The organism is Phenylobacterium terrae (assembly GCF_042681205.1).
Taxonomy (GTDB): domain Bacteria; phylum Pseudomonadota; class Alphaproteobacteria; order Caulobacterales; family Caulobacteraceae; genus Phenylobacterium; species Phenylobacterium terrae.
The window spans coordinates 314,487-338,173 of record NZ_JBHUEY010000006.1; the positions used below are offsets into that span (position 1 = coordinate 314,487).

A 23,687-nucleotide genomic window follows, 5' to 3' on the forward strand; every position below is an offset into this window, starting at 1 on the left:
ATGCCTGGGATTCTCTCGCTCATCACCTTCTCGCCCCTGATCGGGGTGGCCGGGATCCTGGCGCTGCTGCTGCTCGGCCAGTCCGAGGACCCGCGCACCGTCAGCCGCGCCAAGTGGATCGCGCTGCTGACCACGCTGGCGACGCTGGCGCTGTCGGTGCTGCTCGTCCTGCAGTTCGATCCCACGACGGCGGACTTCCAGTTCGTCGAGGACGTCCCCTGGTTCGCGGGGCTGCACTACCGCATGGGCGTCGACGGCATCTCGGTGCTGTTCGTCCTGCTGACCGCCTTCCTGATGCCGATCTGCATCGCCGCGTCCTGGAACTCCATCGAGCACCGGGTGCTGGAGTACCTGGCGGCGTTCCTGGTGCTCGAGACGCTGGTGATCGGCGTCTTCTGCGCCCTCGACATTATCCTGTTCTATCTGTTCTTCGAGTTCGGCCTGGCGCCGATGTTCCTGATCATCGGGGTCTGGGGCGGCCAGCGGCGGGTCTACGCGGCCTTCAAGTTCTTCCTCTACACCCTGCTGGGCTCGGTGCTGATGCTGGCGGCCATCCTGGCGATGATCAGCGTGGCCGGCACCGCTTCGATCCCGGAGCTGATGGCCTACCAGTTCCCCGCGGGCATGCAGACCTGGCTGTGGCTGGCCTTCTTCGCCTCCTTCGCGGTGAAGATGCCGATGTGGCCGGTGCACACCTGGCTGCCCGACGCCCACGTGGAGGCGCCGACCGCCGGTTCGGTGATCCTGGCCGGCATCCTGCTGAAGATGGGCGGCTACGGCTTCATGCGCTTCAGCCTGCCGATGTTCCCGAACGCCTCGGAGATGTTCACGCCGCTGGTGTTCGCCCTGTCGGTGATCGCCGTGGTCTACACCTCGCTGGTCGCCTTCCGGCAGGTCGATATCAAGAAGCTGATCGCCTACTCCTCGGTGGCCCACATGGGCCTGGTGACCATGGGCATCTTCTCCGGCAACGCCGCCGGCGAGCAGGGCGCCCTCTACCAGATGATCAGCCACGGGGTGATCTCGGGCGCGCTCTTCCTCTGCGTCGGCGTCATCTACGACCGGATGCACACCCGCGAGATCGCCTTCTACGGCGGGCTGGTGAACCGCATGCCCTGGTACGCGGCGACCTTCATGGTCTTCACCATGGGCAACGTCGGCCTGCCGGGCACCTCGGGCTTCCCGGGCGAGATCCTGACCATGACCGGCGCCTACCAGGTCTCCACCTGGACGGCGATCATCGCGGCCACCGGCGTCATCCTCTCGGCAGTGTACATGCTGACCGTGTACCGCAAGGTGGTGTTCGGCCAGCTCACCAACCCCAAGCTCCAGACGATCAACGACCTGGAGTTCCGCGAGGTGATGATCTTCGCCCCGCTGATCGTCTCCACCCTGGTGCTGGGCTTCTACCCGGCCGCCATCTTCGACATCACCCAGACCTCCGTCGACCACCTCGTCGCGACCTATCGCGCGGCGACGGGCGGGTAGGGGGCTAGACGAGCGCCATGACCTTCTCCGCCGACCTCGGCCTCACCTATCCGGAGCTCATCCTCGCCGGCGGCGCCATGCTGCTGCTGGTCTGGGGCGCCTTCCAGCCGCGCGCCAACACGGCGGTGGGCTATGCGGCCATGGCCGTGCTGGCCGCGGCCGCCGTGGCCGCCGCCTTCACCCCGTTCGGCCGCGGGTTCGCCGGCGGCTTCATCTCGGACGCGGCGGCGACGTTCGCCAAGGTGGCGATCTACGTCGCCAGCGCCGTGGCCATCCCGCTCGGCCAGAACTGGTTCGCGCGCCGCGGCGTGCGCAACTTCGAGTTCCCGGTGCTGATCCTCATCGCCGCCCTGGGCATGGGGATGATGGCCTCGGCCGGCGACCTGATCTCGCTCTACATCGGCGTCGAGCTCCACTCGCTGGCGCTTTACGTCCTGGCGGCCATGAAGCGCGACGACGCCAAGGCCTCGGAAGCGGGCCTGAAGTATTTCGTGCTGGGCTCGCTCTCCTCCGGCCTGCTGCTCTACGGCGCCAGCCTGATCTACGGCTTCGCGGGCTCGACCATCTTCAGCGACATCGCCGTGGCGGTGCAGGAAGGCGCCGGGACGGGCGTGCTGTTCGGCATGGTGTTCCTGATCTGCGGCCTGGCCTTCAAGGTCTCGGCCGCGCCGTTCCACATGTGGACGCCGGACGTCTACGAGGGCGCGCCGACCCCGATCGTCGCCTTCTTCGCCGCCGCGCCCAAGCTGGCCGCGATGGTGGTGTTCGCCCGGGCGCTGTCGGAAGGCTTCACCGGCGCGGTGGAGCAGTGGCAGCAGGTGCTGATCGCCATCGCCCTGATCTCGGTCGCCGTCGGCGCCTTCGCCGGCCTGGCCCAGAAGAACCTCAAGCGCCTGTGGGCCTACTCCTCGATCGCCAACATCGGCTACGCGGTGCTGGGCCTGGCGGCCGGCGATGCGCAGGGCGTGCAGGCCATGCTGGTCTTCATGGTCCTCTACATGATCGACGTGACCGGCTTCTTCGCCTGCCTGGCGGCGCTGTCGCGCGAGGGCCGTCCGATGGAGACCTTCGACGACGTCGCGGGCCTGTTCCGCGAACGTCCGGGCATCGCCATGGCGATGACCGTCTTCTCGCTCTCGGCGCTCGGCCTGCCGCCGTTCTCGGGCTTCTGGGCCAAGTACTACGTCTTCAAGGCCGCCATCGACTCCGGCTTCGTGCTGGCCGCCGTGGCCGCCTTTGTGGGCAGCGTCGTGGCCGCCTACTACTACCTGCGCCTCTTCAAGGTGATGTGGTTCGACCCGGCGCCGGGCCGCACCGACGCGCCGGCCGGGGAGGCGAGGGTGGTGGCCCTGTCGCTGGCCCTGTTCTCCTTCCCCGTGGTGCTGGTCGCGATGACCTACCTCGACCCGCTGGCCGCCGCCGCGGCGGCCGCCCTGCGCCTGCCCTAAGCGTTGGAAGCTCGCCCGCCGATCGAGGTCTACGACGAGCTCGACTCGACCAACCTGGAGGCCCGCCGCCGCGCCGAGGCGGGGGCCGAAGGGCCGGTCTGGATCTGCGCCCTGCGCCAGAGCGCCGGCAAGGGCCGCCGCGGGCGGCCCTGGTCCAGCGAGGTGGGCAACCTCGCCGCGACCCTGCTCTTCGTCACCGACAAGCGGCCGATCGAGGCGGCGCAGGCCTCGTTCGTCGCCGCCCTCGCCGCGCATGAGCTGGCCGAGACCTGCCTGGGCCCGGGCGCCGCGCGGCTGAAGTGGCCCAACGACCTGCTGGTCCATGGGCGCAAGGCCGTCGGCATCCTGGTGGAGTCCGGCGCCCGTCCCGACGGGCGGCTGTGGATGGCGGTGGGGATCGGCGTCAACCTCAAGCACGCGCCGGAGAACGTCGAGCGTCCCGCGACCGCCTTCGCCGACCACATGGCCGGTCCGCCGCCGGCGCCCGCCGACGCGCTCGAAGTGTTGGCCCGCGCCTTCGAACGCTGGCGCCAGCTGTGGGACCGCGAGGGCTTCCCGCCCATCGGCCGGGCCTGGACCGAGCGCGCGCTGGGCATGGGCGCCCGCTGCGAGGCGCGACTGACCCACGAGACGCTGAGCGGCGTCGCAGAGGGCCTGGAGCCGGACGGGGCCTTGCGGCTGCGCCTGGACGACGGCCAGGTTCGCCGGATAACGGCCGGCGACGTGTTCTTCTAAAGGGGGCTTTCCGATGCTTCTGGCGATCGAGCAGGGCAACACCAACACCCTCTTCGCGGTGCACGACGGCGAACGCTGGATCGCCCAGTGGCGCGCGGCCACCGACTCGACCCGCACGGCCGACGAGTACGCCGTCTGGCTCTCGCAGCTGCTGCACATGGCCGGGCTGCAGATGGGGGTGCTGGACGAGTGCATCATCTCGTCCGTGGTGCCGCAGTCGATTTTCAACCTGCGCAACCTGGCCCGCCGCTACCTCCACACCGAGCCGCTGGTGATCGGCGAGAACGCCGAGCTCGGCATCGAAGTGCGGATCGACAAGCCCTCCGAGGCCGGCGCGGACCGCCTGGTCAACGCCATCGGCGCCCATGTCGCCTACAAGGGGCCGCTGATCGTCATCGACTCCGGCACCGCCACCACCTTCGACGTCGTGGCCGCCGACGGCGCCTTCGAGGGCGGGGTGATCGCGCCCGGGATCAATCTGTCGATGGAGGCGTTGCACACGGCGGCCGCCAAGCTTCCACGCGTGGCGATCCAGAAGCCCCAGCGGGTGGTGGGCAAGGACACGGTGACCGCCATGCAGTCCGGCGTCTTCTGGGGCTACATCGCCCTGATCGAAGGCCTGATCGCTCGCATCAAATCCGAGTGGGACTCGCCGATGACGGTCGTCGCGACCGGCGGCGTGGCCTCTCTGTTCCACGGGGCCACGATGGCCATCGACCATTTCGATCCGGACCTGACGATCCGCGGCATGCTCGAGATCCAACACCGCAACAGGAAGAAGAGCTGATGGCGCGTAACGGCCGGGACGAACTCGTCTTCCTGCCCCTGGGCGGGTCGAACGAGATCGGCATGAACTTCAATCTCTACGGCTTCGGCCCGCCGGACGACCGCAAGTGGATCGTGGTCGACCTCGGCGTGACCTTCGGCGACCAGACGACGCCGGGGGTTGAGATCATCCTGCCCGACCCGGCCTTCATCGAGGCGCACAAGGACGACATCCTGGGGATCGTCCTGACCCACGCGCACGAGGACCACATCGGCGCCGTCGCCTGGCTGTGGCCGCGGATCAAGGCGCCCCTCTACGCCACGCCCTTCACCGCCTTCCTGCTGCGCGAGAAGCTGCGCGAGACGGACCTGCAGGGCGAGGCCGAGATCACCGAGGTGCCGCTCGGCGGCTCGATCAAGCTCGGGCCGTTCGAGATCGACCTAATCACCCTGACCCACTCCATTCCCGAGCCCAACGGGCTGGCGATCCGGACCCCGCTGGGGACCGTGCTGCACACCGGCGACTGGAAGATCGACCCCGATCCGCTGCTCGGCGGGCCGACCGACGAGGAAGCCATCCGCCGCCTCGGCGACGAGGGGGTGCTGGCGATGGTCTGCGACTCCACCAACGTCTTCGTCGACGGGGTGGCCGGCTCCGAGGCCGGGGTGCGCGAGGCGCTGAGCAAGCTGATCGCCGGCCTGAAGGGCAAGATCGCCGTCGCCTGCTTCGCCTCCAACGTGGCCCGGATGGACTCCGTGATCCGCGCCGCCGAGGCCTGCGGGCGCCGGGTCTGCCTCGTCGGCCGCTCGATGCACCGCATGGCCGCGGCGGCCAAGTCGGTCGGGCTGATGGCCGACGTGAAGGACTTCGTCAGCGAGAACGAGGCCGGCTACTTCCCGGGCGACTCCATCCTCTACCTGTGCACCGGCAGCCAGGGCGAGCCGCGCGCGGCGCTGTCCCGGATCGCGGAAGGGAACCACCCGCACGTGACGCTGGGGGAGGGGGACCACTGCATCTTCTCCTCGCGGGTCATCCCCGGGAACGAGATCCCGATCCGCAACCTGCAGAACAAGCTCGCCGACCGCGGCGTGCGCCTCTACACCGAGCGCGACCATCCGGGCATCCACGTCTCCGGCCACCCCTGCCGCGACGAGCTGGCCGAGATGTACCGCTGGGCCCGGCCGCAGGTCGCGGTGCCGACCCACGGCGAGCGCCGCCACCTGCTGGAGCACGTCGCCTTCGCCCGCGATCTGCAGGTGCCTCAGCAGGTCGCGCCCCGGAACGGGGACATGGTCCGCCTGGCCCCCGGCCGGGCCGAGATCATCGACGAGGTGCCGGCCGGCCGGCTGTTCGTCGACGCCGGCGTGATCACCGCCGAAAACGGCCCGGCGCTGCGCGAGCGGCGGCACGCGGCCTACAACGGCGTGCTCTCGGTGGCCGTCGTGCTGGACGGCAAGGGCCGTATCGCCTCGGGTCCGCAGGTGAGGGCGCTGGGCCTGCCGACGGACGAGGACTATCCGCTGGACGACGTGCTGGACGACCTGGCCGACGAGGCCGAGGACGCCCTCGGGCGGCTGGCCCGCGAGGCGCTGGGCCAGGACGAGGCGGTGGAGACCGCGCTCTCCCGGGCGGTGAAGAAGGCCAGCCAGCGGATCTGGGGCCGGCGCCCCGTGGTCGAGACGACGGTCCTGAGAATCTAACCAACAGACGCCGAATCTGACGTAACGGCACTTGCCGACCGTGTTCCGTGAAGCTTTCATGGCCTGAAAGGCCGGGCACACGGCCGCGGGAGGAGAGCGTTGATGTCGGCCTTTGCGGGCGTGCGGATCGTCGACTTCACTCAGGGGCTGGCCGGGCCCATGGCGGCGATGCTGCTCGGCGACTACGAGGCCGACGTCATCAAGATCGAGCCGCCCGGCGGCGACCGGCTGAAGGACCATCCCGGCTACATCACCTGGAACCGCAACAAGCGCATCCTGACGCTTGATCTGGCGAACGAAACGGACCGGCAGAAGGCGCGCGATCTGATCGCCCTGGCGGATGTCGCGATGTTCGATCACGCGCCCGGCGGCCTCGAGGCGCTGGGCTTCGACGCCGAGACCCTGACCCAGGCGCACCCGGCGCTGATCCACGTCTGGATGCCGCCCTACGGGACGACCCGGGCCTGGGCGCATCTGCCCTCGCACCACAGCCTGCTGACGGCGCTGACCGGCGTCGCCTTCCGGCAGGGCGCCTATGCCGACCAGCCGATCCACCTGATCCTGCCGCTCTGCCACTACGGCCAGGCGGTGATGGGCGCGGCGTCCATCGGGGCGGCGCTCTACGAGCGCACCCGCTCAGGCCAGGGCCAGGCGGTCACCGTCAGCGGCCTGCACGGCATGAGCGAGGTGACCGGGCCGGTGAAGATGCTGGCCGGGCCGCCGCTGCCGCGCGGCCAGCCGCTGGGCGCCTCGCCCAGCTATCGGCTGTACGAGTGCGCGGACGGCCAGTGGCTGTTCCTGGGCACCCTGTTCGCCAACTTCTACCACAAGGCCGTGGAGGTGCTGGGCCTCGGGGACCGCTGGCTCGATTTCGTCGCCGATCCGGCCCTGGCCCGGGAGACCCTGAAGGCGGTCTTCCTCACCCGCCCGCGGGCCGAGTGGCTGGAGCTGTTCCTGGAGCACGCCGTGCCCGCCGCGCCGGTCGGCAGCCGCGAGGACTGGTTCGCCAGCGACTGCGTCGCCGAGGCGGGCCTGAGGCTCACCTTCGACCATCCCGAACGCGGCAAGGTGCACATGCCGGCGCCGCCCGCGCGCCTCAGCGTCACGCCGGCGTCGGTGCGGGGACTCGCCCGGCCGCTGGAGGGCGATCCCGGCTGGGCGCCGCGCCCGGCGCCCGAGCGCCGGATCGGCGAGCACGGCGACCAGCCGCTCAGCGGCGTTCGCGTGCTGGACCTGGGCACCGTCATCGCCGGCGCCTACGCCGGGGCGGTGCTGGCCAACCTGGGCGCCGACGTCATCAAGATCGAGCCGCACGAGGCCGACCCGTTCCGCTCCGACGGCGGCGGCTTCATGGCCTACAACAGGGGAAAGCGGGGCCTGGGCATCGACCTGAAACTGCCGGCCGCCCGCGAGCTGTTTTACGAGATGGTCCGCCAGGCCGACGTGGTGGTGGACAACTACCGCCTGGGCGTGCGCGAGCGGCTGGGCATCGACTACGAGACGCTCAAGGCCATCAATCCGCGGCTGATCTCCTGCTCGATCACCGCCTACGGCCGCGGCGGGTCGCGCTCGCCACGGCCCGGGTTCGACCCGCTGCTGCAGGCCGAGGGCGGGATGATGGCCGGGCAGGGCGGCGACGGCGAGCCGATCCTCCACACCATCCCGGTGAACGACGTCGCCACCGCCGGCGTCGTCGCCTTCAGCGTGATCGCCGCCCTGAACGCCCGCGACCGCACCGGGGAAGGCCAGGAGATCATCACCAGCCTGATGGCCCAGAGCCTGACCTTCCAGTACGGCGAGGTGACCACCTACGAAGGCCGGCCGCCCAACGATCCGGGCGACCGGGACTGCATCGGCGTGCGGGCGCTGCACCGCTACTACGAGTGCGCCAACGGCTGGATCGCCATCGTCTGCGAGACGGAAGTCGAGGCCCGCGGGCTGGCGGGCGCCTTGGATCTGGAGCTCGGCGACGCCCGCGCCGCCCTGACGGCCCAGCGGGACGGGCCGCTGGCGCAGGCCCTCGCCCGGGCGCTGGCCCGCATGCCGCGCGAGGAGGCGCTGCACAGGCTGCGCCAGGCGAGGGTCCCCGCCGCCCCCGCCATCCGCGGCGTCGAGGCCTACGAGAGTGAGTGGCTCTGGGACGAGCGGCTGTTCGACATCTGGGATCATCCGCGGCTCGGCGAGTTCATCAGCGTCCGCAGCTTCTCGGATTTCTCGCGGACGCCGGCCGGCTACATCCGCCCGACGCCGGACCTGGGCGAACATTCGGCCGAGGTGCTGGAAAGCTTCGGCATTCCCCCTGGGGAGATCGAGTCCCTGTTCGCCACCGGCGCCGTGTTCGGGCCCGACGCGGTCGTCGCCCGGATGAGCAAGTCCGCCCGCCCGGGCGACGGCGGCGCGGCGTTGGCGACGATCTAGGGCGCGGGGTCGCAAGGGGGTTGCGCGGCGCGCCAACCTTCGTCATCTGCACGCCATGATCGGCCGACTGAACCACGTGGGGGTCGCCACGCCCTCCATCGAGGCGTCCGCCCGCATGTACCGCGAGATGCTGGGCGCGACCTCCATCACCGAGAAGCGGGCCTTGCCCGAGCAGGGGGTCTGGGTCGCCTTCGTCGACCTGCCCAACAGCCAGATCGAGCTGATCGAGCCGCTGGGCGAGGACTCGCCGCTGAAGGGCTTCCTGGAGAAGAACCCGAAGGGCGGCCAGCACCACGTCTGCTTCGAGGTCCCCGACATCATCGCCGCCCGCGACGAGATGCGCGCCAAGGGCGCGACTGTGCTAGGGAACGGCGAGCCACGCATCGGCGCCCATGGCGTGCCGGTGATCTTCCTCCATCCCAAGGACATGGGCGGCGTCCTTGTGGAGCTGATGCAGACGCCTGCGGAGCCTCACTGATGGGCCTGACGACCGGTGTGGCCATCTACTTCACCATCTGGTGGGTGGTGCTGTTCGCCGTCCTGCCGCTTGGCGTCGTCAGCCATGCGGAGGCCGGCATCGACAAGGGCGACGGGGGCGACCCCGGCGCGCCGGTGGACCCGAAGCTGAAGCGCAAGTTCTTCACCACGACCTGGATCTCGGCCGTGCTGTTCGCCATCCTCTGGGCGGTGCTCCACTTCGGCCTGATCCAGCTCCCGCCGATCCGCGACGCCTACGGGGCCGGATGAGCGCACCCGACGCCCGCGCGCCCGCCGCCAACGGCCTGGGCGCTGCGCCCTTCAGCTTCTGGGAGCGCCTGCTCGCCTTCCGCTATCTGCGCGCCAAGCGCAGCCAGGGCGGGGCGACGCTGATCTCCATCATCTCCTTCACCGGCATCGCGCTTTCGGTGGCCGTGCTGATCATCGTCATGTCGGTGATGAACGGCTTCCGCGCCGAGCTGCTGAGCCGCGTGCTGGGCGTGGGCGCCCACGTCTACGTGGCCGGCGGGGTGCTGACCAATCCCGGGCACGAGGCGACGGCGGCCAAGATCCGCACCATCCCGGGCGTCACCCAGGCGACCCCCATCGTCGAGGCCCAGGCGCTGGCGATGGGCGCGGGCCAGATCTCCGGAGCCATCGTACGCGGCATCTCGCCGGCCGAGCTCCGGGCCACCAAGCTGGTCTCCTCCAACATCGTCTCGGGTTCGCTGGAAGGGTTCGGCGACGGCGAGTTCGGGGGCGATCTGATCCTGGTCGGCGATCGGCTGGCGAGCCAGCTCGGCGTACGGGCCGGCGATCCGCTGACGCTGGTCTCGCCCACCGGCGGCGCCACCGCCTTCGGTTCGATGGGCCAGCGCAAGACCTACGTCGTGGGCGGCACGTTCACGGTCGGCGTCAGCGAGTTCGACCAAGCCTTCATCTACATGCCGCTGGAGCAGGCGCAGATCCTGTTCGGGCGCGATCCCCTGGTGGACGTGATCGAGGTGAAGCTCTCAAATCCGGACCGGGCGCCGGCCATGAAGGCCGATATCGCCCAGGCCGTGGGGCCGGCGGCGATGATCACCGACTGGACCCAGCGCAACGCCTCCTTCTGGGACGCCCTGAAGATCGAGCGCAGCGTGATGCGGCTGATCCTGATGCTGATCGTCGCCATCGCGACGCTGAACATCATCTCCGGCCTGGTCATGCTGGTGAAGAACAAGAGCCGCGACATCGCCATCCTGCGCACCATGGGCGCGGGGCAGGGGGCCGTGATGCGGATCTTCATGATGGCCGGCGCCTCGGTGGGCGTGCTGGGGACGGCTGCGGGCCTGCTGCTGGGGATCGTCTTCTGCGCCTTCATCGCCCAGATCCAGGGCGCGCTGGAGGCCATCACCGGGATGAGCCTCTTCTCATCGGACGTCTATTACCTCTCCCACCTGCCGGCGAAGATCGACTGGCGGGAGGTCTCGGTGATCACCCTGTTCGCCTTCGGCATGAGCGTTCTGGTCACCCTCTACCCCTCCTGGCGGGCCTCGCGCCTCGATCCGGTGGAGGCGCTCCGCTATGAGTGAGCCGGTCCTTTCGGTCCGCGGCCTGGAGCGGGTCTACGAGACGGGCGCCGGGCCGCTGCCGGTGCTCAAGGGTGTCGACCTCGACGTCTATCCCGGCGAGATCGTCGGGCTGGTGGGCCCGTCCGGCTCGGGCAAGTCCTCGCTCCTGCACGCCGCCGGCCTGCTGGAGCACCCGAACGCCGGTCGCATCGTGATCGAGGGGCGGGACTGTTCGACCCTGACGGACAAGCAGCGGACCAAGGTGCGGCTGGGCGCCATCGGCTTCGTCTACCAGTTCCACCACCTGCTGGCCGAGTTCACCGCCCTCGACAACGTGGCCCTGCCGCAGATGATCGCCGGCCGTTCGCGCGCGGCGGCCCAGGCGCGGGCGAAGGACCTGCTGTCGGAGCTCGGCCTCGCCGAGCGGCTCACCCACCAGCCGCCGCAGCTGTCGGGCGGCGAGCAGCAGCGGGTCGCCGTCGCCCGGGCGCTCGCCAACGCGCCGCGCCTGCTGCTGGCCGACGAGCCCACCGGCAACCTCGACCCGTCGACCTCGACCTCGGTGTTCGACAACATCTACGACCTGGCCCGCCGCCAGGGCATCGCCGCCCTGGTCGCCACCCACAACCTCGAGCTCGCCCGCCACATGGACCGTGTGCTGACGCTCAAGGACGGCCACCTGGAGCCGCATACGTTCAGCTGACCTTCTACCTCCCCTGCGAAGCGGGGGAGGGGGACCGGTCGCCGAGCGCAGCGAAGAGCGACTGGTGGAGGGGGCGGGCCGCCTGCGCCGCGCCTTGAACAGAGTGCAGATTGGAGCAAGCCGCAGCGCCGCGTCTGTGGCTCGCCCCCTCCACCCCCCGCTCTTCAGCCGGCTTGCGCCGGCTTCGGCGGGCGGTCCCCCTCCCGCCGCTGCGCGGGGGAGGTAGGGCGCAGGAGGCTAGGGCGCCTTCGACAGCGACCGCGCCAGGATCTCCAGCGTCAGCCGCGCCGCCGTGCGCACCTCGTCCGGCTCGCCGCGCTCGAAGGTCATCAGGCCGGCCTCGAACAGCTGGTCGAGGTCCTGCTGGCTCAACACCTCCTTGCGCCGAAGCGTGGAGAGCAGGCCCACCAGCAGCGCCTGGGTCGCGGCGAGGAGGCCGGCGCGCTCGGCTTCGGGGGAGATCGGGTCCATGGCGGAGGGGTCCTTCGTGCGCGCCAAACTAGCGGGCGCGAACGAGCTTGACGATGAGAACAAAACCGGAATAGAACATACCAGGAACACACACAGCCGGAAGGTCGCACATGGTTCGCCTCGCCCGAGAATCACTCGCCTTTGTCTCCGTGGCGGGCTTTGTCTGGATGGTCTGCGTGGCGGCCCATCTGGTGACCTGAGGGGCCCGCCGCCATGCGAATGGGGGAGGCGGCATTGGGCGAGACCGGCGGCGGCTTTGTTCACCTGAGGGTGCGCTCGGCCTATTCGCTGCTGGAAGGCGCCATCAAGGCCGACAAGATCGGGACCATGGCCGCCGAGGCCGAGATGCCGGCGGTGGCGCTCACCGACCGGGCCAACCTGTTCGGCGCGCTGGAGTTCTCGGTCGTCACCAAGGGCGCGGGCGTGCAGCCGATCGTCGGCTGCGCCCTGCCGGTCACCGGCATCGGCGCCGGTCCCCCTGAGCGCTGGGCCAAATGCCCGACCATCGTGCTGCTGGCGCAGAACGAGCGGGGCTACCTCAATCTCTGCGAGCTCTCTTCGTCCGCCTACGTCGACGCCGACCCCACGGCCGAGCCGTCGGTGACCTGGGAGAAGGTGGAGGCCTATTCCGAGGGGCTGATCCTGCTCTCCGGCGGGTGGGACGGGCCGGTGGACCCGCTGTTCGTCGCCGGCAAGACCGCCGAGGGGCGGGCGGCGCTGGCCGAGATGGCCAGGGTGTTCGGCGACCGCTTCTACATCGAGCTGCAGCGGCACGGGATGCAGGTCCAGGCCATCGCCGAGCCCGAGTTGGTGGACTTCGCCTACGAACACGACGTGCCGCTGGCGGCCACCAACGACGTCTATTTCAAGCAGGCGTCGATGTACGCCGCCCACGACGCGCTGCTGTGCATCGCGGACGGCAGCTTCATCGGCCAGGACGAGCGGCGCCGGATCACCGCCGAGCACTGGTTCAAGCCGGCCCACGAGATGCGGGCCCTGTTCCACGACCTGCCCGAGGCCTGCGACAACACCCTCGACATCGCCCGGCGCTGCGCCTTCGCGGTGGCCAAGCGCGATCCGATCCTGCCGAGCTTCCCCACCGAGGGCGGCCGTTCGGAAGCCGAGGAGCTGGCCCACCAGGCGCGGGAGGGCCTGAAGGCGCGGATGGCCGCGGGCCGCGCCAACACCGCCCCGGAGGCCGAGTACTGGGCGCGGCTGGAGCGCGAGATCGGCGTCATCCAGCAGATGGGCTTCCCGGGCTACTTCCTGATCGTTTCCGACTTCATCAAGTACGCCAAGGCCAAGGGGATCCCCGTCGGCCCGGGGCGGGGGTCCGGGGCCGGTTCGCTGGTGGCCTATTCGCTGACCATCACCGACCTCGATCCGCTGCAGTACGGCCTGCTGTTCGAGCGCTTCCTGAACCCTGAACGGGTCTCGATGCCCGACTTCGACATCGACTTCTGCCAGGAGCGGCGGGAGGAGGTGATCGCCTACGTCCAGCAGCGGTACGGCCGCGACAAGGTCGCCCAGATCATCACCTTCGGCACCCTGCAGGCCCGCGCCGTGCTGCGCGACGTCGGACGGGTGCTGCAGCTGTCCCTCGGCCAGGTGGACCGGCTGGCCAAGATGGTGCCGGCCAACCCCGCCAACCCGGTGACCCTGGCCCAGGCCATCCAGATCGAGCCGCGCCTCAAGCATGAGCGCGACAACGACGAGGCGGTCGCCCAGCTGCTGGACGTCTCGCTGCAGCTCGAGGGCCTCTACCGGAACGCCTCGACCCACGCCGCCGGCGTGGTCATCGGCGACCGGCCGCTGACCCAGCTGACGCCGCTCTACAAGGACCCGCGCTCGGAGCTGCCGGCCACCCAGTTCAACATGAAGTGGGTCGAGAGCGCCGGCCTGGTGAAGTTCGACTTCCTGGGCCTGAAGACGCTGACCGTCATCGACCGGGCGCTGAAGCACCTGGAGAAGCGCGGCGAGGTCGTGGACATCGGCAAGCTGCCGCTGGACGACCAGAAGACCTACGACCTGATGAGCGCGGGCCTGACCGTCGGGGTGTTCCAGCTGGAAGGGCAGGGGATGCGCGACACCCTGCGCCAGCTGCGCCCGGGTTCGATCGAGGACGTCACCGCCGTCGGCGCCCTCTACCGGCCGGGCCCGATGGACAACATCCCGGCCTTCATCGACTGCAAGTTCGGCCGCAAGCCCATCGACACCCTGCATCCCTCCCTCGAGCCGGTGCTGAAGGAGACCTACGGCATCATCGTCTACCAGGAGCAGGTGATGCAGATCGCCCAGATCCTGGCGGGCTACAGCCTGGGCGAAGCCGACCTTCTGCGCCGCGCGATGGGCAAGAAGAAGAAGGAGGAGATGGAGCAGCAGCGCGCCCGCTTCGTCTCCGGGGCGGCCGAGAAGGGCGTCTCGGCCGAGCAGGCCGGCGCCATCTTCGACCTCGTCGACAAGTTCGCCGGCTACGGCTTCAACAAGTCCCACGCCGCGGCCTACGCCGTGGTCAGCTACCAGACCGCCTGGCTGAAGGCGAACGCGCCGGTCGAGTTCTTCGCCGCCTCGATGAGCCTCGACATCGCCAACACCGACAAGCTGGCGGTCTTCTACCAGGACGCCAAGCGGTTCGGGGTGAAGATCCGACCGCCCTGCGTGAACCGCTCCTTCGCCGACTTCGAGGTGGAGAACGGCGAGGTGCTCTACGCCCTGGGCGGCATCCGCAACGTGGGCCTGGCGGCCATGGAGCACCTGGTCGAGGTGCGCCGCGAAGGCGGGCCGTTCCGCGACATCTTCGACTTCGTCGAGCGCGTCGATCCCAAGCAGGTCAACAAGCGCACCTTCGAGACCCTGGCCCGGGCCGGCGCGTTCGATTCCATCCACCCCAACCGCGCCCAGCTGATGGCCGCGGCCGACGCCCTGGTCGCCTACGGACAGTCGGTGGCCGCCGAGCGGATCAGCGCCCAGGCCAGCCTGTTCGGCGCCGACCAGGCCGAGGCGGCCCGCCCGCGGATCCCCAAGGCCGATCCCTGGACGCCCACCCAGCGGCTGGACGAGGAGCTGGCGGCGGTCGGCTTCTACCTCTCCGGGCACCCGCTGGAGGACATGGTCGAGGCCCTGCGCCGCCGGCGCACCGACCTTCTCACCGACGTCATCGCCAAGGCCGAGGCCGGCGCCGAGGTGTTCCGCATGGCCGGCGTCGTGCGCCGCAAGCAGGAGCGGGCGAGCGCCTCCAGCGGCGAGAAGTTCGCCTTCGTGACCCTCTCCGACCCGACCGGCGAGTACGAAGTGCTGTTCCCGCCGGAATCCCTGCGCCGCTGCCGCGACCTGCTGGAGCCCGGCAAGGCGGTGGCGATCAAGGTCCGCGCAAAGGCCCGCGACGGCGAGGTCCGCTTCTTCGGCGACGACGCCGAGCCGGTGGACAAGGCCATCGAGAACGCCGTCGCCGGCGTGCGCGTCCACATCGCCCCGCGCAGCGCCGAGATCGACGCGCTGAAGCGCCGGCTCGAGGGCCTGAACAACCCCCGCGGCGGCGAGATCGTGCTGGTCGCGGCCCTGCAGCCCGGCCGCGAGGTCGAGGTCAAGCTCCCGGGCCGCTTCACCCTGGACGGTCCGGTCCGCGGCGCCCTGAAGACCGCGCCCGGGGTGATGTACCTCGAGGAGCTGTAAGGCCGGCGGCCAGACGCTAGCGGCCGAGGCTTTGGCCGATGCGCGGTTCGGTCCCGGCGATCAGGCGCCGGATGTTCTCGCGGTGGCGGACGATGACGTAGGCGGCGCCCGCGACGACCAGCAGCCGGTAGGGCGTCGGGTGTTCGAGGCCGAGGATGAGCAGGGTCGCCGCCAACGCCGCCGATATCGAGCCGAGCGAGACCCGGCGAGAAACGGCCGTGACGGCGCCGAACAGCGCCAGGGCGCCCAAGGCGACCGGCCAGGACAGGGCGAGCACCACGCCCAGGCCCGTCGCGACGGACTTGCCGCCGGAGAACTTCAGCCAGACCGAACGGCTGTGGCCCAGCAACGCCGCCAGTCCGGCCACGCCGACGGCCCAGGGCGTCCAGACCTGCTCGTCCAGCGTCGGCGGCGCGCCGAAGAGCGGGTGGGCGAAGAGCTGCGAACAGAGCCAGCGGACGAGGACGATCGCCGCCGCGCCCTTGAGCACATCGACCAGCAGGACCACCAGCGCCGGCGCCTTGCCCAGGACCCGCAGCGCGTTCGTCGCCCCGACGGACTTCGAGCCGCGCTCTCGGATGTCGAGGCCGTACATCCGGCCCGCCAGATAGGCGGTGGGGATCGAGCCGAGAAGGTAGGCTCCGCACCATCCGGCCAAGGTCGCAATCCAGAAGGCCATGCCGCCTCACCTCTATCGACGCTCAAGCTACCATCTGGCCCCTCGCCCACAAGCGGGCCGACCGTAGCCAAAGCTGCGCCCACCGCCGGCGGCGGGCGCAGCTTTGGCCAAAGACACCAGGTTGACGTTCGCCTCGGCGGGGAAGGGCGCCATGGTGCGCGCGCCGCATTTCCATAGCGGGGCCGCCCATGCGGAAGCTGACGTTGGTGCTGTCGGCGATCTACCTCGCCGCGATCGGGCTCGCACTGGTGCTGGTCCCGCTGCAGTTCGGCGTCGGCGCCGTGCCGCAGGACGCGTCCCCGGAGCTGGTGGCCTTGCTGCGTCTTCTCGGCGGCCCGTTCCTGGGCATCGCGGTGCTGAACTGGCTCACCCGGAACGCCGAACCCTCCTCGACGCTCAGGGCCGTCCTGATCGCCAACCTGGTCGGGTTCGGCGCCGTGGCGGCCAACGACGTCTGGGGCGTGGCGAGCGGCGAGGCGCGGGAGATCGCCAAGGTGTTCCTCGTCGTCCATCTGCTGTTCGCGATCGCGTTCGCGGCGGCGGTGCGCGCCGCCCTCGGCGGCGGTCGGGCGCGGGCAGGGTAGGGCCCGACGCTCCGGCGGCTCCGGCGAGGGAACGCCCAAGCTTGGCGCACGCTTTAGCTACGCACCGCGGCCGAGCCGCTGAAGGGGACCGCCCATGTCCATCCTCGTCTTCGCCATCATCGTCCTGGTCGTGGCCGCGCTCATCGCCTGGGCCGTCCAGAAGCTCCCGCTGCCGTCGCCCTTCGGCCAGATCATCCAGGCGCTGATCCTGATCATCGCCGCCGTCGTAATCGCCCAGCGCGCCGGCCTGTTCTAGGACAGGCCCCTCCCGACCTGGGCTACAGCCGCTCGATCGGGTGGGCCCGGATCAGCACCTCCTCCTGGTCGAGATCGCGCTCGAGGCGGGCGCGAAGCCGGCGCCACCAGGCCCGGTCGAGCGCCTCGACCAGCACCTCCAGGATCACCACCTCGTCGGTCTGGACCTCCTCGCCGTCGGACCAGCGGCCGCGGGCCGGGACGCGGGTGAAGGCGGTGACGCCGCCGAATCCCTTGGTCAGCTCGCGCTCCAGTTCCGCCAGATAGCGCCCCTCGACCGGCCCGCCGTCCGAGCGGAACAGGGGCACGAAGATCTCCACGCAGTGGCCGTGAACGGGGTCCATGCGGCTCCAATGCCGCGCCGCCGCGAGCGTTCCGGCGCAGGTCCGGCTCGCGACCCTTGCTTTTCCGCCGCTTTGCGCCTATCTGCCCGCCCCATCACACACGCAGGCGTTTGGCGAGGGGCGGGGAGACATCCCGCTCGTTTCCATTCCGGGCCCCGAAAGGGGTTTTGGCCTGCGGAGGCGCACCGGAAAAAGGAGCATACCTATGGCGCTTCCCGAATTCTCCATGCGGCAGCTGCTGGAAGCTGGCGCCCACTTCGGCCACCAGACGCACCGGTGGAACCCGAAGATGGACCGCTACATCTTCGGCGCCCGGTCGAACATCCACATCATCGACCTGTCGCAGACCATCCCGCTGCTGCACCAGGCGCTGGTCAAGGCCCGCGACGTCGCCGCCGGCGGCGGTCGGGTGCTGTTCGTCGGCACCAAGCGCCAGGCCTCCGAGCCGGTCGCCGGCGCCGCCAAGCGCTGCGCCCAGTACTACGTGAACCACCGCTGGCTGGGCGGCACGATGACCAACTGGCGCACCGTGTCCCAGTCGATCCAGCGCCTGCGCGAGCTCGAAGGCCTGCTGGAAGGCGAAGGCCAGGGCCGCTCCAAGAAGGAGCTGCTGCAGCTCACCCGCGAGCGCGACAAGCTCGAACTGTCGCTCGGCGGGATCAAGGACATGGGCGGCATCCCCGACCTGATGTTCGTGATCGACACCAACAAGGAAGCGATCGCGATCCAGGAAGCGCGCAAGCTGAACATCCCGGTGATCGCCATCCTGGACACCAACTGCGATCCGGACGGCATCACCCTGCCGATCCCCGGCAACGACGACGCGGCCCGCGCCATCCAGCTCTACTGCGACCTGATGGCCGACGCGATCCTCGACGGCCTGGCCGCCGGCCAGGCGGCCTCGGGCGTCGACATCGGCGCCGCCGAGGCCCCGATCGAGCCGGCCCTGGCCCGCGAACTGGGCGCCGACCAGGCGACCCCGGGCGCGGACGAGGGTGTCGAGCAGGCGAGCGAACAGCCGGCTGAAGCCCAGGCGGCCGAAGCGCCGTCGGCGAGCTGACATCAATCCAACGTAAGGGCGGGACCATCCGGGTCCCGCCGGACCGCTAACCTTTAAGGAGCCGACCATGGCGGAGATCACCGCTCAGCTGGTCAAAGACCTGCGCGAGAAGTCCGGCGCGGGCATGATGGACTGCAAGAAGGCCTTGCAGGAGAACAACGGCGACGTCGAAGCGGCGATGGACTGGCTGCGCACCAAGGGCCTGTCCAAGGCGGCCAAGAAGTCCGACCGCGCCGCCGCCGAAGGCGTCGTGGCCGGCCTGATCTCGGCCGACGGCAAGACCGGCGTGCTGATCGAGCTGAACTCCGAAACCGACTTCGTGGCCAAGAACGACAAGTTCCAGCAGGCCGCCCGCGACATCGCCCAGGTGGCGCTGACCGTCGAGGGCGTGGAGGCCATCTCGGCCGCCAAGACCGCCAGCGGCGAAGTGGTGTCGGACCTGGTCACCAACCTGATCGCCACCATCGGCGAGAACATGCGCCTGCGCCGTTCGGCCCGCCTGACGGTGGACCAGGGCGCCGTGGCCCTCTACCTGCACAACGTGGCGGGCGAGGGCGTGGCGCGCCTCGGCGTGCTGGTGGCGCTGGAAGGCGCCGGCGACCAGCAGGTGCTGAAGGACGTCGGCCGCCGCATCGCCATGCACGTGGCCGGCACGCCGACCCCGCCGCTGGCGCTCAACTCCGACGAGCTCGACCCCGAGGTCGTGGCCAAGGAGCGGGAAATCCAGACCCAGACCGCGATGGAGTCGGGCAAGCCCCGCGAGATCGCCGAGAAGATGGTCGAGGGCCGCATCCGCAAGTGGCAGGAAGAGGTCGTGCTGATGAAGCAGCCCTTCGTCATGAACCCGGACCAGACCATCGAGCAGCTGATCGCCGAGACGTCCAAGCAGGCCGGCTCGCCGGTGACCGTGAAGGCCTTCGTCCGCTTCGCGCTGGGCGAGGGCGTCGACCGCGGCCCCGGCGGCGATTTCGCCGCGGAAGTCGCGCAGATGACCGGCCAGGCCTAGCCTCCGGTTCAGGCCGTTCTATAAGGGCGCGGCGCGCATCGACGCGCCGCGCCCTTTCGCTATTCTGAAGCCGCCGACTCGGAGCCGCGATGCCCGCCGAACCGCCCCGCTATAAACGCATCCTGCTGAAGGTTTCCGGGGAGGCCGGGGCCGGCGGCGAAGGCTTCGGGATCGATCCCAAGACCCTCGACCGGGTCGCCGCCGACATCGCCGAGGTGGTGCGCGAGGGGATCGAGGTCTGCCTGGTGATCGGCGGCGGCAACATCTTCCGGGGCGCCCTGCTGGCCGAGAGCGGCATGGAGCGGGCCAGCGCCGACTACATGGGCATGCTGGCGACGGTGATGAACGCCCTGGCGCTGCAGGCCAGCCTGGAGAAGATCGGCGTCTACACCCGCGTCCAGTCGGCGATCCCGATGGCCGCGATCTGCGAGCCCTACATCCGCCGCCGGGCGCTGCGGCACCTGGAGAAGGGCCGAGTGGTGATCTTCGCCGCCGGGCTGGGCGCGCCGTTCTTCACCACCGACACCCCGGCCGCGCTGCGCGCCGCCGAGATGGGCTGCGACGCGCTGTTCAAGGGCACCAGCGTCGACGGCGTCTACACCGCCGACCCGAAGAAGGACCCCAGCGCCACCCGCTACGAGCGGCTGACCTACCACGACGTGCTGGCCAAGGACCTGAAGGTGATGGACGCCTCGGCCATCTCGCTGATGCGGGACAACCACATCCCGATCGTGGTCTTCTCGATCCGCGAACGGGGAAATCTGCTCAAGGTGCTGAAAGGCGAGGGAGTCCACACGACCATCGCCTGAGGCGCGCGCGTTTCGGCATCGCCCGCCGCGCGTTTTATCCATAGGTTCTAGGAAGTCGCCCCGTTCCTGCACCGAAGCTGCACAACTTCGGAGCCGGACCGGTCTATAGCTCGCAAGACGTGAGGAGCGCCAATGGCCACCGTCGAGAAACCGGTGCTTTCGAAGTACAAGGATCGCATGGACAAGGCGATCTCGGTCCTGAAGGAGGAATTCGCCAGCCTTCGGACCGGGCGCGCCTCGGCCAGCCTCCTCGACCAGGTGCACGTGGAAGCCTACGGCTCGACCATGCCGCTGAACCAGGTGGCCGCCGTCTCCGTGCCCGAGCCGCGGATGATCTCGGTCAACGTGTGGGACCGCGGCATGGTGGTGTCGGTGGAGAAGGCCATCCGCGCCTCCGGCCTGGGACTGAATCCCGTGGTCGACGGTCAGAACCTGCGCATCCCGATCCCGCCGCTCACCGAGGAGCGGCGCAAGGATCTCGCCAAGCTGGCCGGCAAGTACGCCGAGCAACAAAGGGTGGCGGTGCGCAACATCCGTAGAGACGCCAACGACGACCTGAAGAAGGCCGAGAAGGCCGGGGTCATCAATCAGGACGAGCTCAAGCGTATGGAGGCCGAGGTCCAGAAGATCACCGACCAGGAGATCAAGCGGATCGACGAAGCCTTGAAAACCAAAGAACAAGAGATCATGCAGGTCTGAAGCCTCCCAAGGGCTTCCCCTTCAAAAGGACGAGTTCGCCCATGGCCGGCGGCAAACGTGGAGAGCCGAAAGGCGCCGCCCCTTCCGGCGAAGCCGGCGCGGGTCAGTCTTTGCACGTCGCGATCGTGATGGACGGCAACGGCCGCTGGGCCAAGCGCCGCGGCCTGCCGCGCACGCTCGGCCACCGGGCGGGCGTGGAGTCCCTCAAGCGCACCGTCTCGGCCGCCTCCGAGCTGGGCGTGCGCTGGCTGACGGTGTTCGGCTTCTCCACCGAGAACTGGAGCCGTCCGGCCGCCGAGGTGGCCGAGCTGATGGCCCTGCCCAAGCGCTATTTCGAGACCGACCTGGCCCGCCTCGAGCGGGAAGGGGTGCGGGTGCGGGTGCTGGGCCGCCGCGAGGGCCTGTCGGCCGACCTCGTGCAGATCATCGAGGAGGCGGAGCGCCGGACGGCGCACAACGACCGCTTCTTCCTGCAGGTGGCGTTCAACTACGGCGGACAGGCCGACATCGTCGACGCCGCGCGGCGGTTCGCCGAGGCCGTGGCCGAAGGCCGGGCGCGCCCCGAGGAGCTGACGGAAGGCGCGTTCGCCGGGCTGTTGTCGACGGGCGGCGCGCCGGCCCCGGACCTGGTGATCCGGCCCTCCGGAGAGCGGCGGCTGTCCAACTTCCTGTTGTGGGAGTCGGCCTACGCCGAGTTCGTCTTCCAGGACGTGCTGTGGCCCGACTACGGGGCCGAGCACCTGAAGGCGGCGATCGAGGAGTTCCAGACCCGCGAGCGGCGGTACGGCGGCGCCGTAGCCGATGACGTGCTTGCCGCAGGCTAGGCGTTTCGACTGGTCGAACCTGGGCGTGCGGGCGGTTTCCACGCTCGTGCTCGTGCCCCTGGTGCTGGTGGCGGTCTGGCTGGACGGCCTGTGGTTCCTGCTGCTGATGAGCGTCGGCGTGGCGCTGCTGGCCATCGAGTGGGGCCAGATGACGGCTCCGCAGGCGCCGGTGCGGATCTCCGCGGCGGTGACCGCCGCCGTGCTGGCCAGCCTCTTCCTCGTCTACCAGGACCACACCGCGCTCGCCTGGATCGCCATGGTCATCGGCGCGGCGGCCGCGGCGCTGATCGCCCGCGGGGTGGCCGAACGGCCGGCCGATGCGGCCTTCGGCGTGGTCTACATCGCCATCCCGTCCGTCTGCCTGGTCTGGCTGCGGGACAAGCCGGAAGGCCAGTGGTGGACCTACCTGCTGTTCGCGGTGACCTGGGCCGCGGACATCTTCGCCTTCCTGGTCGGCAGCGCCCTGAAGGGGCCCAAGCTGTGGCCCAGGTTCTCGCCCAACAAGACCTGGTCCGGCTTCGGCGGCGGCCTGGGCGGCTCGATGGCCGTCGGGGCCGTGGTGGCGGCGCTGACGCCGCTGCACCTGGCGCTGCCCGCGGCCGCCTTCATCGGCCTCATGGGGGGCGCGGCGACCATGGCGGGCGATCTGTGGGAGTCGATGCTCAAGCGCCGCTTCGGCGTGAAGGACTCCGGCGACCTGATCCCCGGCCATGGGGGCTTGCTGGACCGGGTGGACGGGCTGATGTTCGCGGCCGTGGTGCTGGCCGCCGCACGATTGGTGGATTTCGGATGGCATTGAACCTGCCGCGGCGCGTCAGCGTCCTGGGCTCGACGGGCTCGGTGGGGGTCTCGACCCTCGACCTGTTCGACAAGGCCGGAGTCGAGGTCGAGATGGTCGCCCTGACGGGCGGCCGCAACGTCGAGCGGCTGGCCGAGCAGGCCCTGCGCTGGCGGCCGCAGATCGCGGTGATCGAGAGCGAGGCCGCGCTGCCCGAGCTGCGCGAGCGGTTGAAGGGCTCGGGCGTCGAGGCCGCGGCCGGCGCCGCGGCCGTCGCCGAGGCCGCCTCCGCCGAGGTCCAGTGGGTGATGAGCGCCATCGTCGGCTTCGCGGGCCTTGCGCCGACGCTCTCGGCCGCCCGGGCCGGGGCGGTCGTCGCCCTGGCCAACAAGGAGAGCCTGGTCTGCGCCGGCCCGGCGCTGCTCCGCACGGCCAAGCTGGCGGGCGGGGCGGTCGTGCCGGTGGATTCGGAGCACTCGGCCATCTTCCAGGTGCTGGACCCGACGTTGGCCCAGCACGTCGAGCGGCTGATCCTCACCGCCTCGGGCGGGCCTTTCCGCTGCGCCAGCCTGGAGGCGATGCGCGCCGCCACGCCCGAGCAGGCCCTGGCCCATCCCAACTGGAGCATGGGCGCGAAGATCTCCATCGACTCCGCGACGATGATGAACAAGGGGCTGGAGGTGATCGAGGCCGCCTACCTGTTCGCCATGCCGCCGGAACGGGTCTCGGTGCTGATCCACCCGCAGTCGATCGTGCACAGCATGGTGGAGTACCGCGACGGCTCGACCCTGGCGCAGCTGGGCCCGGCCGACATGCGCGCCCCGATCGCCTGCGCCTTCGCCTGGCCCGACCGGCTGCCCTGGCCCGCGCCCAAGCTCGACCTGGTGCGCGACGGGCCGTTGTCGTTCGAGGAGCCGGACCTGGACCGCTTCCCGGCGCTGGCCCTCGCCAAGCAGGCGCTGGTGATGGGCGGCGGGGCGCCGGCCGCGCTGAACGCCGCCAACGAGGCCGCCGTCGGGGCCTTCCTTGACCGGAAGATCGGCTTTCTCGATATTGCCGCCACCGTAGCCGAAACGTTGGAGCGCATGGAGCGGACGGGCGCACTGACACCAAGCGGCGAGGACGCGCTGGAGAGCGCCAGATTGACCGATGCGACGGCGCGCCACGTGGCCGCCGAGGTCATCGCGGGTCTAGGGCGGCTCTAGGCCCGATGGAGTT

At 70.2% G+C, this 23,687-nt stretch carries 24 protein-coding genes; 21 read left to right on the plus strand and 3 right to left on the minus strand.

Going from position 1 to position 23,687, the window contains the following annotated elements; translation table 11 throughout:
* The 10 genes from ACFSC0_RS15935 to ACFSC0_RS15980 all read left to right on the plus strand — a co-directional run bounded on the left by ACFSC0_RS15935 (position 1) and on the right by ACFSC0_RS15980 (position 11,288).
* Positions 1–1,488: an NADH-quinone oxidoreductase subunit M gene (locus ACFSC0_RS15935; protein WP_377281856.1), complete on the plus strand. Its 1,488-nt coding sequence runs from the start codon at positions 1–3 to the stop codon at positions 1,486–1,488.
* A gap of 17 nt (positions 1,489–1,505) precedes the next feature.
* Entirely contained in the window at positions 1,506–2,936 is a 1,431-nt protein-coding gene (gene nuoN, locus ACFSC0_RS15940) for an NADH-quinone oxidoreductase subunit NuoN (RefSeq protein WP_377281857.1), read from the plus strand.
* Positions 2,937–2,939: 3 nt separating this feature from the next.
* Complete coding sequence (locus tag ACFSC0_RS15945; RefSeq protein WP_377281858.1) at positions 2,940–3,671, plus strand: biotin--[acetyl-CoA-carboxylase] ligase; 732 nt, start codon at positions 2,940–2,942, stop codon at positions 3,669–3,671.
* A 13-nt stretch (positions 3,672–3,684) separates the two neighbouring features.
* Positions 3,685–4,458, plus strand: a complete 774-nt coding sequence (locus ACFSC0_RS15950; RefSeq protein ID WP_377281859.1) for a type III pantothenate kinase — start codon at positions 3,685–3,687, stop codon at positions 4,456–4,458.
* Positions 4,458–6,137, plus strand: coding sequence for a ribonuclease J (locus ACFSC0_RS15955; protein ID WP_377281860.1), 1,680 nt, complete (start codon positions 4,458–4,460; stop codon positions 6,135–6,137). The genes ACFSC0_RS15950 and ACFSC0_RS15955 overlap by 1 nt, the downstream gene beginning before the upstream one ends.
* A 102-nt stretch (positions 6,138–6,239) precedes the next feature.
* Entirely contained in the window at positions 6,240–8,555 is a 2,316-nt protein-coding gene (locus tag ACFSC0_RS15960) for a CaiB/BaiF CoA transferase family protein (RefSeq protein WP_377281861.1), read from the plus strand.
* Between the two features lie 55 nt (positions 8,556–8,610).
* Positions 8,611–9,033, plus strand: a complete 423-nt coding sequence (gene mce / locus ACFSC0_RS15965; protein ID WP_377281862.1) for a methylmalonyl-CoA epimerase — start codon at positions 8,611–8,613, stop codon at positions 9,031–9,033.
* On the plus strand, positions 9,033–9,302 hold the full coding sequence (locus tag ACFSC0_RS15970; protein WP_377281863.1) for a DUF1467 family protein: 270 nt from the start codon (positions 9,033–9,035) through the stop codon (positions 9,300–9,302). Before mce ends, ACFSC0_RS15970 begins: the two co-directional genes overlap by 1 nt.
* The gene (locus ACFSC0_RS15975) at positions 9,299–10,606 is read left to right on the plus strand and encodes a lipoprotein-releasing ABC transporter permease subunit (protein ID WP_377281864.1); all 1,308 of its coding nucleotides are present in this window, start codon (positions 9,299–9,301) and stop codon (positions 10,604–10,606) included. The genes ACFSC0_RS15970 and ACFSC0_RS15975 overlap by 4 nt, the downstream gene beginning before the upstream one ends.
* Complete coding sequence (locus tag ACFSC0_RS15980; RefSeq protein WP_377281865.1) at positions 10,599–11,288, plus strand: ABC transporter ATP-binding protein; 690 nt, start codon at positions 10,599–10,601, stop codon at positions 11,286–11,288. Before ACFSC0_RS15975 ends, ACFSC0_RS15980 begins: the two co-directional genes overlap by 8 nt.
* 237 nt (positions 11,289–11,525) lie before the next feature.
* Here the strand turns inward: ACFSC0_RS15980 and ACFSC0_RS15985 are convergent, their stop codons facing one another.
* Positions 11,526–11,759, minus strand: coding sequence for a hypothetical protein (locus tag ACFSC0_RS15985; RefSeq protein WP_377281866.1), 234 nt, complete (start codon positions 11,757–11,759; stop codon positions 11,526–11,528).
* A 110-nt stretch (positions 11,760–11,869) separates the two neighbouring features.
* Between ACFSC0_RS15985 and sidA the strand changes: the two genes are divergently transcribed.
* Positions 11,870–11,959, plus strand: a complete 90-nt coding sequence (gene sidA, locus ACFSC0_RS15990; RefSeq protein ID WP_377281867.1) for a cell division inhibitor SidA — start codon at positions 11,870–11,872, stop codon at positions 11,957–11,959.
* A 19-nt stretch (positions 11,960–11,978) separates the two neighbouring features.
* Entirely contained in the window at positions 11,979–15,431 is a 3,453-nt protein-coding gene (gene dnaE, locus ACFSC0_RS15995) for a DNA polymerase III subunit alpha (protein WP_377282273.1), read from the plus strand.
* A 16-nt stretch (positions 15,432–15,447) separates the two neighbouring features.
* Here the strand turns inward: dnaE and plsY are convergent, their stop codons facing one another.
* A complete protein-coding gene (gene plsY, locus ACFSC0_RS16000) occupies positions 15,448–16,110 on the minus strand; it encodes a glycerol-3-phosphate 1-O-acyltransferase PlsY (protein ID WP_377281868.1) in 663 nt (220 codons plus the stop codon).
* A gap of 188 nt (positions 16,111–16,298) precedes the next feature.
* On the opposite strand from plsY, the gene ACFSC0_RS16005 reads away from it, so the two are divergent.
* Together ACFSC0_RS16005 and ACFSC0_RS16010 are read left to right on the plus strand one after the other, a co-directional pair.
* A complete protein-coding gene (locus ACFSC0_RS16005) occupies positions 16,299–16,694 on the plus strand; it encodes a hypothetical protein (protein ID WP_377281869.1) in 396 nt (131 codons plus the stop codon).
* A gap of 94 nt (positions 16,695–16,788) precedes the next feature.
* A complete protein-coding gene (locus ACFSC0_RS16010) occupies positions 16,789–16,950 on the plus strand; it encodes a hypothetical protein (protein WP_377281870.1) in 162 nt (53 codons plus the stop codon).
* 22 nt (positions 16,951–16,972) lie between these two features.
* Here ACFSC0_RS16010 and ACFSC0_RS16015 read toward each other — a convergent pair whose 3' ends face one another.
* Entirely contained in the window at positions 16,973–17,293 is a 321-nt protein-coding gene (locus ACFSC0_RS16015; RefSeq protein WP_377281871.1) for a hypothetical protein, read from the minus strand.
* Positions 17,294–17,498: 205 nt separating this feature from the next.
* Here ACFSC0_RS16015 and rpsB point away from each other — a divergent pair, with 205 nt between their 5' ends.
* The 7 genes from rpsB (at position 17,499) to dxr (ending at position 23,674) form a co-directional block, all read left to right on the plus strand.
* Positions 17,499–18,353, plus strand: coding sequence for a 30S ribosomal protein S2 (gene rpsB / locus ACFSC0_RS16020; protein ID WP_377281872.1), 855 nt, complete (start codon positions 17,499–17,501; stop codon positions 18,351–18,353).
* A 67-nt stretch (positions 18,354–18,420) separates the two neighbouring features.
* Positions 18,421–19,359: a translation elongation factor Ts gene (gene tsf / locus ACFSC0_RS16025; protein ID WP_377281873.1), complete on the plus strand. Its 939-nt coding sequence runs from the start codon at positions 18,421–18,423 to the stop codon at positions 19,357–19,359.
* An 89-nt stretch (positions 19,360–19,448) separates the two neighbouring features.
* The gene (gene pyrH / locus ACFSC0_RS16030; RefSeq protein ID WP_377281874.1) at positions 19,449–20,168 is read left to right on the plus strand and encodes a UMP kinase; all 720 of its coding nucleotides are present in this window, start codon (positions 19,449–19,451) and stop codon (positions 20,166–20,168) included.
* A gap of 132 nt (positions 20,169–20,300) precedes the next feature.
* Complete coding sequence (gene frr, locus ACFSC0_RS16035) at positions 20,301–20,867, plus strand: ribosome recycling factor (protein WP_377281875.1); 567 nt, start codon at positions 20,301–20,303, stop codon at positions 20,865–20,867.
* Positions 20,868–20,908: 41 nt separating this feature from the next.
* Positions 20,909–21,691, plus strand: coding sequence for a polyprenyl diphosphate synthase (gene uppS / locus ACFSC0_RS16040; RefSeq protein WP_377281876.1), 783 nt, complete (start codon positions 20,909–20,911; stop codon positions 21,689–21,691).
* Positions 21,669–22,490: a phosphatidate cytidylyltransferase gene (locus ACFSC0_RS16045; protein WP_377281877.1), complete on the plus strand. Its 822-nt coding sequence runs from the start codon at positions 21,669–21,671 to the stop codon at positions 22,488–22,490. The genes uppS and ACFSC0_RS16045 overlap by 23 nt, the downstream gene beginning before the upstream one ends.
* A complete protein-coding gene (dxr, locus tag ACFSC0_RS16050) occupies positions 22,481–23,674 on the plus strand; it encodes a 1-deoxy-D-xylulose-5-phosphate reductoisomerase (RefSeq protein ID WP_377281878.1) in 1,194 nt (397 codons plus the stop codon). The genes ACFSC0_RS16045 and dxr overlap by 10 nt, the downstream gene beginning before the upstream one ends.
* Positions 23,675–23,687 lie beyond the last annotated feature (13 nt).

Coding starts and splice junctions, on each gene's coding strand:
- ACFSC0_RS15950 (WP_377281859.1), top strand. CDS start 3,685: ATGCTTCTGGCGATCGAGCAGGGCAACACCAACACCCTCTTCGCGGTG.
- ACFSC0_RS15955 (WP_377281860.1), top strand. CDS start 4,458: ATGGCGCGTAACGGCCGGGACGAACTCGTCTTCCTGCCCCTGGGCGGG.
- ACFSC0_RS15935 (WP_377281856.1), top strand. CDS start 1: ATGCCTGGGATTCTCTCGCTCATCACCTTCTCGCCCCTGATCGGGGTG.
- nuoN (WP_377281857.1), top strand. CDS start 1,506: ATGACCTTCTCCGCCGACCTCGGCCTCACCTATCCGGAGCTCATCCTC.
- ACFSC0_RS16045 (WP_377281877.1), top strand. CDS start 21,669: ATGACGTGCTTGCCGCAGGCTAGGCGTTTCGACTGGTCGAACCTGGGC.
- ACFSC0_RS15980 (WP_377281865.1), top strand. CDS start 10,599: ATGAGTGAGCCGGTCCTTTCGGTCCGCGGCCTGGAGCGGGTCTACGAG.
- ACFSC0_RS16010 (WP_377281870.1), top strand. CDS start 16,789: ATGTCCATCCTCGTCTTCGCCATCATCGTCCTGGTCGTGGCCGCGCTC.
- ACFSC0_RS15970 (WP_377281863.1), top strand. CDS start 9,033: ATGGGCCTGACGACCGGTGTGGCCATCTACTTCACCATCTGGTGGGTG.
- plsY (WP_377281868.1), bottom strand. CDS start 16,110: ATGGCCTTCTGGATTGCGACCTTGGCCGGATGGTGCGGAGCCTACCTT.
- dnaE (WP_377282273.1), top strand. CDS start 11,979: ATGGGGGAGGCGGCATTGGGCGAGACCGGCGGCGGCTTTGTTCACCTG.
- mce (WP_377281862.1), top strand. CDS start 8,611: ATGATCGGCCGACTGAACCACGTGGGGGTCGCCACGCCCTCCATCGAG.
- rpsB (WP_377281872.1), top strand. CDS start 17,499: ATGGCGCTTCCCGAATTCTCCATGCGGCAGCTGCTGGAAGCTGGCGCC.
- ACFSC0_RS15975 (WP_377281864.1), top strand. CDS start 9,299: ATGAGCGCACCCGACGCCCGCGCGCCCGCCGCCAACGGCCTGGGCGCT.
- ACFSC0_RS16005 (WP_377281869.1), top strand. CDS start 16,299: ATGCGGAAGCTGACGTTGGTGCTGTCGGCGATCTACCTCGCCGCGATC.
- tsf (WP_377281873.1), top strand. CDS start 18,421: ATGGCGGAGATCACCGCTCAGCTGGTCAAAGACCTGCGCGAGAAGTCC.
- dxr (WP_377281878.1), top strand. CDS start 22,481: ATGGCATTGAACCTGCCGCGGCGCGTCAGCGTCCTGGGCTCGACGGGC.
- frr (WP_377281875.1), top strand. CDS start 20,301: ATGGCCACCGTCGAGAAACCGGTGCTTTCGAAGTACAAGGATCGCATG.
- ACFSC0_RS15960 (WP_377281861.1), top strand. CDS start 6,240: ATGTCGGCCTTTGCGGGCGTGCGGATCGTCGACTTCACTCAGGGGCTG.
- uppS (WP_377281876.1), top strand. CDS start 20,909: ATGGCCGGCGGCAAACGTGGAGAGCCGAAAGGCGCCGCCCCTTCCGGC.
- pyrH (WP_377281874.1), top strand. CDS start 19,449: ATGCCCGCCGAACCGCCCCGCTATAAACGCATCCTGCTGAAGGTTTCC.
- sidA (WP_377281867.1), top strand. CDS start 11,870: ATGGTTCGCCTCGCCCGAGAATCACTCGCCTTTGTCTCCGTGGCGGGC.
- ACFSC0_RS16015 (WP_377281871.1), bottom strand. CDS start 17,293: ATGGACCCCGTTCACGGCCACTGCGTGGAGATCTTCGTGCCCCTGTTC.
- ACFSC0_RS15985 (WP_377281866.1), bottom strand. CDS start 11,759: ATGGACCCGATCTCCCCCGAAGCCGAGCGCGCCGGCCTCCTCGCCGCG.